We start from the raw sequence: 9,321 nt of genomic DNA, 5'->3' as shown, positions 1-9,321 counted from the left end.
CTCCGCGACGGCACCTTCTACGAACCACGCACCCCCGAAGCAGCCACCGCATGACCACTCAGCCTTGACGAAGGACATAGAGGCACCCCCCCCGCCTGGCCAGCTCATCGTCACCGCTGTCCTCAACACCGCACCCGCCGACGGCTACCAGCGCACAGGGATCATCCGCTATGCAGCCGCCGTCTCGCCGAGGAGACTCCCGGGCGCCACCGACCGCCGAATCCGCCTCTTGGCGGAGTCCGACACCGGTATCGAACACCTCCGCGGGGCGGCGGAGACGGAAGACGAGGCTGCCGTACGGAGCGCATCGTCTCGGGCCGCCTTGGCCGACGACGGAGGTCGAGTCAGTGGGACGCCGCGGGCGTGGTCTTCTTGCGGGCGCGGTAGGCGGCCGCCTTGATCCTGTTGCCGCAGGACTCCATCCCGCACCACTGCCTGCGCATGCCGCGCGAGCGGTCGATGTAGGTGCGGGTGCACTCGGGGTTGCCGCACTCCTTCAGCAGGGGCACGTCCGGCCCGCTCAGCAACTCGACGGCGTGCCGCGCCACCGTGGAGAGGGCCTCTTCCGGTGTCGCCTGCGTCCATCGCCCCGCCGGGGTGAGCTGCGGCACCGCGGCCGGCTTGCGGGCGGCGTTGTTCACCACGGTCAGTGCCGCACCGTCGTACTCCTCCCCCAGCCGGCGGGCGGTGACCAGCCGGTAGACGGCTTCCCGTACGGTGGTCGCCTGCTCGACGTCGGCCTCCCCACAGGGGGAGACCGCGTCGACGATGCCGGACTCCACGTACCACGCGTCCAGCCTGTCCGGCGTCGCGAACATCTCGAAGCGCACCGAGCGGCGGGCCCGGAGCGTCGCGGCGAAGTCGAGTGCCGGGTTTCCGCAGACGAAGACATGGTCGAGGTTCACATCACCATCCTGACCGGTTACTGCCGTGCCTTGCAAGATTCGTCATCTGTCCGCGGTGTCCGCTCGACGACTCCGGCTTACAGGCCCAGGTCGGCGGCGAGGCAGGAGAAGGACATCCACGATCCCTCAGGGTCGTAGGCGTACCGCGTCGGGTCGTTCGGCGTAGCCGTCTTCTCCTCGACCATGTCCTCGTAGCGGATGCGCTCGGGCAACGTGCCGAACCGCGCTCGGCGTGCCGCCGCGGCAGTGTCCGTGATGTTCTGGCTTTCCATGGTCGAACTCCGTTCGGTCTGGGCGGAATGGGCCCGCTCCCCCCTTGGTCCTCCTGTCAGGAGGGCGACCAAGGTTGACGATGCCGCGTCAGAAGTGGTCCACGTCGATGACGGCCTGGGCGAAGGCGGTGGGTGCCTCCTGGGGCACGTTGTGGCCGATCCCCGTCAGGGTGCGGTGCTCGTACGTGCCGGTGAACCTGTCCCGGTAGGAGGCGCCGTTGCCCGCGGGGGTGAAGGGATCGCGCTCGGCGTCCAGGGTGATGGTGGGCACCTGGATGACCGGCCGCGTGGCCAGCTGCTTCTCCAGTCCGTTGTAGCGGCGCTCGCCGTCGGCGAGGCTCAACCGCCAGCGGTAGTTGTGGATGACGATGGCCGCATAGTCGGGGTTGTCGAAGGCCGCCGCCGTGCGCTCGAACGTGGCGTCGTCGAAGTCCCATGTCGGGGAGACGGTGTCCCATACGAGCCTGGTCAGGTCGTGACGCAGGGTCTTGTCCTCCATGGCGAGCCGGCCCCGCTCGGTGGCGAAGTAGTACTGGTACCACCAGGCGTACTCGGCTTTGGGTGCCAGCGGCTTCAGGTTGGCCTCGCGGTTGGTGATCAGGTATCCGCTCACCGACACGAGAGCCTTGCAGCGTTCGGGCCACAGCGCCGCGATGATGTCGGCGGTGCGCGAGCCCCAGTCGAAGCCGGCCAGAACGGCCCCCTCGATCTTCAAGGCATCCATCAGGGCGATGATGTCGAGGGCGATGGCCGACTGCTGGGCATTGCGGAACGTCCGCTCGGAGAGGAAACGCGTCGTGCCGTGGCCGCGCAGATACGGGACGATCACCCGGTACCCCTCCGCCGCCAGCAGCGGGGCGACGTCGGCGTAGCTGTGGATGTCGTACGGCCAGCCGTGCAGGCAGATGACCGCCGGACCGTGGGCGGGGCCCAGTTCGGCGTAGCCGACGTCCAGCAGGCCGGCCCTGATCTGCTTCAGCCGCGGAAACGTGGTGTGCGCGCCAGGGGTGACCGTGGGAACGGCTGGCGCCGGGGATGCGCTCCGGGGGGCGGCGGACGCGGTTTGCGTGCCCTGCAGGCGGAGCAGTGAAACGGCGGCCGCGCCGGTGCCCACTCCAAAGGCCTTGCTGAAGCCACGCCTGCTGATCATGTCAATCCTCCGCGCTTTCAGGTGTGCCGGCTTGCGGCACGACTGACTGTTACATGAGAAGCGTCACCAGTCAAGCAGGTGACGCAGATCTGTTGGTCCAAACCCTGTCTCCGCGGCAACATGCTGCTGACATCCGCCAAGTGACGGACAATGCCTGGGTCATCCACTACGTGGATCACCGCCTGGAACAGCAATGCAAGAGGGTGCCCTGTCAAAACGTTCGATCAACGAAGTGGAGACAGTCATGACAGTCGGACACACAGCCGTCGTTCGCGTCGACGGAGACGGCCGCACACGGCGGCCGCGGCCGACGACGGATTTCTGCGCTCTGGCCATCCCGAAGGAACTGTGGCGCCGACAACGCCACCAAGCCCGAGCAACGGTTCCCGGCGGGCCGGGCAGCCTGTTTCCCGGTGCCGCCGCCCATCGGATCTGCCCCTGCTCCAAGGCCCCGCGCAGCAACATCCCGGTTCACCGTCCACACCACCACTGTCGAGTGAGGACCTGTACACGACGCCACGCTGTCTGCGCGCACGTGTGCCATCACAGGCGGGCTCGGTGCCGGTGGCGGCTGCACCGGTTGGGACCGGGGCAGGACGCGTTCAGCGTCGCGTTGGGGCGCGGGCAGGATCAACAGCCTGAGCCGACACGGAAGTTCGTGGCAGGTTACGGGAACGAGGTCGGACGTTCATCGGCGGGGGTATCGCGTTCGAGGACGGCGGTGACGACCACCGGCATTTCCGCGGACGCCTACGCCTTCAGGAGCAATGTCGACCGGACCAGGGTCACGCCCACCGGCACACCTTCGCCACCCGCACCGAGGCCCGGCTGAAGACCGCGACGTGGATCGCGGACTTCTACAACACGAAACGCCGTCACAGCGCGGCCTACGGGAAGCCACCCGTCGAGTTCGAACGGATCATCCAGGAAGCACGAGCCCGGACCGATCAGGAAGGCCGGGCCGCATAACCAACGTCTCTACGAAACCCGGGGATTGACACCCTCACCCCCGGTTCTCCCCCGCAAGCGACCCGCTCCACACCTACCTCAACCGAACACGCCAATAACCAGGCCCCGTCCACGACCACGCCCCACAGCTACTGCCGCGGCAGGCAACGTTTGCCGTCAAGGAGCGGCGTCCGGTGCGTGCTCTCGGCGTGCCGGCCGGAAGCCCTCGCACTGGACGTACTTGGGCTTTCGGCCGGTGGGGCGAGAGTGCGTGCACGGTGTTGCGATGGGGCGAACGTTGCCTGTTGCGGCACTACCTACAGACGGACCATTCCAACGACAACAACACCAAGATCAATCCCACACACCGACAAAACCCCTGCTCAACGCCCCGAACAACCAAACCGAACACCCACCACAACACCCCAGAAGACCACCGACAACCACCCCCACCCACCCCTCAAATCCCCACCACAAATACAGAACACCAGGACACAACAACCCAACTACAGGAGAACTACCGCTCCATCACACAAAGTCGCAGGTCTCGTCCATGGCCCGGCACCTGGACAAGCAGGCCACCGCATTTCGCAACCGGCTGCTGGAGCCGGACCGTATGCGTTCATCTGGGTGGACGCGCTGCCCCGGCCGCGCAGGGTGCGCTACATGCGGCGCCGCTCTGTCGGCGGCAGTAACGGCCGAAGTCACCCAGCCTGGGGCTACCGTCCGCGGACGGCGGCGCCCCGGGAGACGAAACTCCGCGCGCGCTGAGGGAGACTGGCGGCCTCCAGCGCACTGTATCTCCCGCTCGCCACGAGCTGGAACTTGACACCCTCCCGACCCTCGGGGTGCTCGTAGCCGTCGGGGAGGAACCGCCGGTAGTGCTCGCTGGCGCGTTGGAAGAACTGCGGGCGCTCGGAGCGGGAGAGACATCCCTCGAGATTGAGAAGGAAGAGGTAGTGACGGATCATACGAGTGAAGAGGAAGGGAGCCACAACCTCCAGGGCGCCGCGCTCCTCGAGCAAGTCGAAGCTGTCTTCGTACCGGCCGAAGACGTCGAAGTGGGTGCCGCCCGGTGAGCCTGCGGGGTGTTGAGTGTGCCGACGGCGGATCTGGACGCAGTTCCACTTCAGGACTGCGACCCGGTCGGCGGCGAGCATGGCACGGTGGACGACTGTGACCTCCTCGTGGAGACCGTCAGGGAACGCGAGTTCCTGCCGGATCCACAAGTCGCGGCGGACCAAACGGTCCCAGGAGTAGGCGGGAGCACCGAACAACTCGGGCTGGTCCATCGAGGCGAAGGGCTCACGTCCTTGCCGGGCAAGCAGGCCGGCGGCGGCACCGGGCCATGCGCGGCCGCGATGGAGGCGAGTGTGCCCGAAGAGAAGAACATCCGGCTCGTCTGCCGATTGCAGCCGATCGACCATCGCCTGAAGCGTTTCACCCGAGATGATGTGATCGCTGTCCAGGAACAGCAGGTAGTCACCGGCGGCGCGTTCCGCCCCCGCGTTGCGTATCCGGCCGATGCTGGCGACGCCCGTCAGCCGCACGACCGAGACCCGCCCATCCCGCCGAGCATAGTCATCCACCAAGCCCGCAGGGCATTCAGCAGACTGGTCCAGGACCGCGACAACCTCCACGTCCCGGAAGGATTGGTTCAGTATCGAATTCAGGCAGACCCCCAGCTGTCCCTGAAGGTCGTACGCGGCGACTATGACGCTGATCATCGGCGTGAACTCCGCTCTAAATGCTGGGAGACGAACAGGGGGCGGGCCCGCCACGGGGGGTAAACGGGCCGCGCTCCTGTCTTGATGCCGCCCGCGTACCTCCCCCCGGGGATCAGGCGGCGTGATCCCGACCGGGTCACTGTGTTCAGCGCGCCCCAGGTGCTGCGTGTCACAGGGGGCGGCCCATCGTTACAAGATCACCACGTTTGTGCTCGATCTCCTGCTGCTGACGAACGCGACTTCCGGCAGAGCCAGGAGCAGCCCCCGCAGTCCGCCTGAAACAAAATCACCTGACTCTACGAAAATCAGGTCGCAGCTCAAGGTGCGGTGAACCCGGCTCCGGTGTCGCAGCGATCCGACTTCCTGCTGTCGTCCTGCGATGTGCATGCCCCGGTCAGGGTGCAGAACGCCGCGGTGAGCGAGGCCAGTGCGTTTGCGGCAGCCGCAGAAGTTCCGCCGTTGGCGAGCGGCTGGTGGCCTGCCTGGGCTGCGGCAGCGGCAGCGGCAGCGGCAGCCACAGTGGCGACCACCTTGAACTTGGGCGGGTCGATCTTGGGGCTGGCACCGTCGGCTTGGCCACTGGGGCGAGCGCCCGGGTTTTCACGCAGACCCATCTGCGCGGTCGGCGGCGGGGGCGGCGGTAGTGCGGGGTGGCTGATCGCGACGAGATCGCGCCCAGCAACATCAACAATATCCGCCTTAAGCTCAAGCGGCTCGCCGAGCGGGGAGTCCTGGCCGAGACCGAGCAGGGCCTGTTCGCCCTGCCACGGCCATAGCCCTTTCAGCGAGCCCGCAACCAGCCTGCTCAGCTCGGCCGAAAAGGCAAACCGGGCATCGCCTCGTGGGCCCCACCGCCCTCTCAGGAGTGTCTGTGGTAAGCCTTGTTGGCGATGCGCCAGCTGTCGTCCGTGCGGACCAGCAGGAAGATGTCGGTGAAGGTGTCCGCGCCGTGCCAGAGCGTCATGGTTGCGGTCGCGACGGTGCCGTGGACGTCGACGGTGTCGATGCGGCGGTGCCGGGTCGGCTCGTCCGGGGCGGGACGGCCGTGGAAGAGAGCGCAGTACTCGTCCAGGCGCCAGGAGACGATTGCGCCGTCCCGGATTCCCTCGATGTGGGCGGTGGGCAGGAACGCGTCGCGGAAGTGGATGGGGTCGCCGGTGGCGTGTCCGAGGATGTAGGCACGTAGCGGATCGAGCACGGCGTCACCCACGGCGGGGACCGTGGTGGCAACGGCGATGTCGGCCTCGGGGTCGGCCAGAGTGTCGGCCAGTTCGGCCGCGCTGTGCAGAGGGGTGTTTGACGCGGCAGCCAGCAGTGCCATGTCCTTGGCCAGCGCGCCGATGGTGAACTCGGCCGTGGCAGCGGTCGGCTCGCCGGTGAGGAAGGTTCGCTTTCGGGTGACGAGCCCGCCGAGCGGGCCGAGTTCGAGTACGTCCAGCACCTGGGCGCGGGGCAGCCGCAGGGCATCGGCCTGCCGCAGTGAGTCACCTAGCGCGAGAACGGCGCCGGCGAGACTGCTGTTGGCGATCAGCTTGAGTGCGGCGGCGGTGGCGGCGGCGTCGACGCGTCGTATCGTGCCAAGCGTTTCCAGGACTGGGTGGACTTGGTCGAGCGCGCCTTGGTCAGCTGCGGTGAGAATCTGGAGGGTGCCGGCGGCGGCCGCCGGCACGGAGCCGAGCACGGGGGCGTGGACGTAGGACGGGCCGAGTTGCCGGGCCAGCTCCGACGCCTCGGCGGGGGCGATGGTGCTGGTGTTCAGGAGGATCGTGTCCGGTCGCAGCGAGCCGCGGACTCGGTCGACGACCTGCTGGCAGGCCTCGCCGTCGAACAACGCCAGGAGTACTACGTCGGCCTTCGCCACAGCGTCGTTCGGATCCCTGGTCGTCTCAACAGCGCCTGCCGGGCGCCCGGAGCGTGTCCAACCCATGACGTCCCAGTCGTGGTCGGCGAGTCGTGTCGCGATCGCGGCGCCCATGCGGCCCAGGCCGAGGACGGCGATCGTGCGCGGTGTGGTCATGTGTCCTACCGTGGCGGCATCGGGGTTCCTGCGACAAGCGCAGATCCAGCAGGTCAGCTATGCGGGACACGCATAGAGCCCAGGCATACTTGCGGCCATGGAGTTGACTGCGTGGCGGACGTTCGTGACGGTGTGCAGGCTCGGGTCGCTGTCGGCCGCGGCCGCCGAACTCGGTTACACACAGTCGGCCGTCTCCCGGCAGATCGCCGGGCTGGAGCGCCAGCTCGGGGTATCGTTGGTGCAGCGGCATGCGCGCGGGGTGCGTCCCACGCCCGCTGGCGAGGTGTTCCGTCGCCACGCCCATCTCGCGGTCAACGAAGCCGACCGCGCCGTGCGTGCCGCACGGGACGCTCGTGACGGAGCGCTCAGCCGGCCTCTGGCGGTCGGCGCGACGCCGTCTCTGGCCGCCGGGATCGTGCCCACGGCGATCCGCCGCCTGCTGGACAGAGCCGGCCCCCTCCAGTGGAGCCTGTTGCCAGGGCTGAGCGCACAACTGCACGATCGCGTGATAGCCGGCGATCTCGATGTCGCCGTCGTCACCGATGCGCCACCGGGGCTGCCTCATGACCCGCATATCGAACGAAGGTTCCTGGGGATGGACGAGATGGTCGTCGTCCTGCCCGCCGACCATCCACGAGCCGGGCACGGGCCGGTACGCATTCAGGAACTGGCCGACCAGACCTGGGTCGAGGACAACGACGGCTCGGCAGCACTGCTGCACCAGCACGCCGCCCGCGCCGGAACCACCGCCCGCATCGACCTCACTGCGGCCGATCTGCCCGGCAAGATGGCCCTGGTCGCAACCGGCCACGCCATCGCCCTCATACCCGGAGTACTGACACGCGCGCTGCGGACCGACGTCACCACAGTGGCCCTCATCGATCCCCCCACCCGCGGCATCTACACGATCACACCACGTCGCGACCCGCACCCATCCGCAACGCCCCTGCTCGACCAGCTGGCGGCAACCTTCGGCTCAGTTCGTACCGCCCAAGCCGCACACTGACCGACTGGAACGGACGATTCGCCATTGGCCTGAACGCCCGCTCCACATCCAAAGAAGAAGGGACAAAAGCTTACTTTCCGCCCTCTCATACTGTCTCGCCGCAAACGGCAAGGGCCGCTGTCGCGGCAGGGGATCTTGGGCTCGGTCTTCTGCCCTCCAGCAGCAGTGCGGCGGCGCTCTATGGTCCGGGTGTCTCTCAACGCCGTGCTGACCGATACCGAGGCTGACCGGATCACCGATGCCTGCCGTGCGGCGGTCGACGCGGGACGAGCATCCTCGCGCGCCGTGCATGGTGCAGGCTCACCGGACCCAGTACTGGGCCAGGGCTCCTTGCCGGAACGGGGCGGGGCTGACACTGAGCTCGCCGGAGAAGGGGCGGTCCAGGACGACGATCAGCAGCAGGCTGAAGCCGACGAGCCCGGCGACCGAGGCGACGAAAAGCATCTGGATCCGGCGTTTGCGCGTGCCGTAGAGGAACGTGAGCGGGATCAGGACGCATGCCCCGCCGTAGGCCAAGACCTGGAGCAGCCAGGGGAGTTCCTGGCCTGCCATGGTGATGCGGGCACGACGCTGCGAGGCGATGTCATCGAGATGGTTGACAGCCTGCTGGTAGAAGACCTGCTCATGCTGGCTCTTGGGCTCGTAGGTCTGCAGCACCCGGAACGCGTCCCTCAGGTGGGTCTCGGTGGCCCCGTAGCTGGGCCGGCCCGCGCGCATCCGGGGCCACTGGTCCTCGACGACCGCGTGGACGTAGCCGCTCACGGTCCCGTCGAGCCGGGTCTGCACCGACGTGGGGAACGCTGCGGCGTCGCGGGTGATGAGCGCCGCGTCGGTGGCCTCGGATGCCACGATGGTCTGGGCCTGCGCCAGATTCGTCCAGAGCGTGACGATCACGAACGCGAGGATGATCCCGTAGATGGCGCCGAACATCCCCAACGTCACCCCGACCATGTCGTTGTGCTCGCCGTCGGCCAGCGTGGGGTGCCTGCGCCGCAGCAGCAGGCTGCCGACGACCGCCAGCAGAACGGTCCCGCCAACGGTGACCAGGGCCAGAGTGAAGGTACTGAAATAGTTGAGCAGCCACAGCGACATGGGCCTGGAGTCTAAGCGGGACGAAGACATCCAAATTGCAGGCCCTTCAAGGCGCTACAGGCGTACGTGGGACAAGTTCACACGACCGAGTGAGCGTACGATGTGGATCCCCCGGCTGGCTCTGTCGATGACGAAGGGTTCTGGTCCAACTTCTGTGGACCGGTGACGCTCAGTACCGACGGGAGTGCCGGTAGGACGGTCGAT

Annotated in this window: 8 protein-coding genes; 2 read left to right on the top strand and 6 right to left on the bottom strand. The window is 67.6% G+C overall.

Features of this window, described 5'->3' with window-relative positions:
• Positions 1 to 344 precede the first annotated feature (344 nt).
• The 4 genes from ACFYZB_RS45050 to ACFYZB_RS45035 all read right to left on the bottom strand — a co-directional run bounded on the left by ACFYZB_RS45050 (position 345) and on the right by ACFYZB_RS45035 (position 5,002).
• The gene (locus ACFYZB_RS45050; protein WP_351214897.1) at positions 345 to 905 is read right to left on the bottom strand and encodes a CGNR zinc finger domain-containing protein; all 561 of its coding nucleotides are present in this window, start codon (positions 903 to 905) and stop codon (positions 345 to 347) included.
• Between the two features lie 77 nt (positions 906 to 982).
• The gene (locus ACFYZB_RS45045) at positions 983 to 1,177 is read right to left on the bottom strand and encodes a hypothetical protein (RefSeq protein WP_351214895.1); all 195 of its coding nucleotides are present in this window, start codon (positions 1,175 to 1,177) and stop codon (positions 983 to 985) included.
• Positions 1,178 to 1,265: 88 nt separating this feature from the next.
• Positions 1,266 to 2,327 (bottom strand): alpha/beta fold hydrolase, encoded by a 1,062-nt coding sequence (locus tag ACFYZB_RS45040; RefSeq protein WP_388767698.1) that lies wholly within the window; start codon positions 2,325 to 2,327, stop codon positions 1,266 to 1,268.
• A 1,667-nt stretch (positions 2,328 to 3,994) separates the two neighbouring features.
• Positions 3,995 to 5,002, bottom strand: a complete 1,008-nt coding sequence (locus ACFYZB_RS45035; protein WP_388767697.1) for a glycosyltransferase family 2 protein — start codon at positions 5,000 to 5,002, stop codon at positions 3,995 to 3,997.
• 650 nt (positions 5,003 to 5,652) lie between these two features.
• Here ACFYZB_RS45035 and ACFYZB_RS45030 point away from each other — a divergent pair.
• Positions 5,653 to 5,778, top strand: a complete 126-nt coding sequence (locus ACFYZB_RS45030; protein WP_388767696.1) for a hypothetical protein — start codon at positions 5,653 to 5,655, stop codon at positions 5,776 to 5,778.
• 83 nt (positions 5,779 to 5,861) lie between these two features.
• Here the strand turns inward: ACFYZB_RS45030 and ACFYZB_RS45025 are convergent, their stop codons facing one another.
• Positions 5,862 to 7,064 (bottom strand): nuclear transport factor 2 family protein, encoded by a 1,203-nt coding sequence (locus ACFYZB_RS45025; protein WP_388767700.1) that lies wholly within the window; start codon positions 7,062 to 7,064, stop codon positions 5,862 to 5,864.
• A 52-nt stretch (positions 7,065 to 7,116) separates the two neighbouring features.
• Here ACFYZB_RS45025 and ACFYZB_RS45020 point away from each other — a divergent pair, with 52 nt between their 5' ends.
• The gene (locus ACFYZB_RS45020; RefSeq protein ID WP_388767695.1) at positions 7,117 to 8,025 is read left to right on the top strand and encodes a LysR family transcriptional regulator; all 909 of its coding nucleotides are present in this window, start codon (positions 7,117 to 7,119) and stop codon (positions 8,023 to 8,025) included.
• Between the two features lie 300 nt (positions 8,026 to 8,325).
• On the opposite strand, the gene ACFYZB_RS45015 is transcribed toward ACFYZB_RS45020, so the two are convergent.
• Positions 8,326 to 9,117: a DUF4239 domain-containing protein gene (locus ACFYZB_RS45015; protein WP_388767694.1), complete on the bottom strand. Its 792-nt coding sequence runs from the start codon at positions 9,115 to 9,117 to the stop codon at positions 8,326 to 8,328.
• Positions 9,118 to 9,321: the final 204 nt, after the last annotated feature.

It is taken from the genome of Streptomyces sp. NPDC001852 (genome assembly GCF_042891825.1).
In the GTDB taxonomy this organism is placed as follows: domain Bacteria; phylum Actinomycetota; class Actinomycetes; order Streptomycetales; family Streptomycetaceae; genus Streptomyces.
This window is presented reverse-complemented; position numbering and strand designations above follow the sequence as displayed.

Excerpts from the sequence above, each read along its gene's own strand:
- ACFYZB_RS45045 (WP_351214895.1), bottom strand. The coding sequence starts at position 1,177 with ATGGAAAGCCAGAACATCACGGACACTGCCGCGGCGGCACGCCGAGCG.
- ACFYZB_RS45040 (WP_388767698.1), bottom strand. The coding sequence starts at position 2,327 with ATGATCAGCAGGCGTGGCTTCAGCAAGGCCTTTGGAGTGGGCACCGGC.
- ACFYZB_RS45035 (WP_388767697.1), bottom strand. The coding sequence starts at position 5,002 with ATGATCAGCGTCATAGTCGCCGCGTACGACCTTCAGGGACAGCTGGGG.
- ACFYZB_RS45020 (WP_388767695.1), top strand. The coding sequence starts at position 7,117 with ATGGAGTTGACTGCGTGGCGGACGTTCGTGACGGTGTGCAGGCTCGGG.
- ACFYZB_RS45015 (WP_388767694.1), bottom strand. The coding sequence starts at position 9,117 with ATGTCGCTGTGGCTGCTCAACTATTTCAGTACCTTCACTCTGGCCCTG.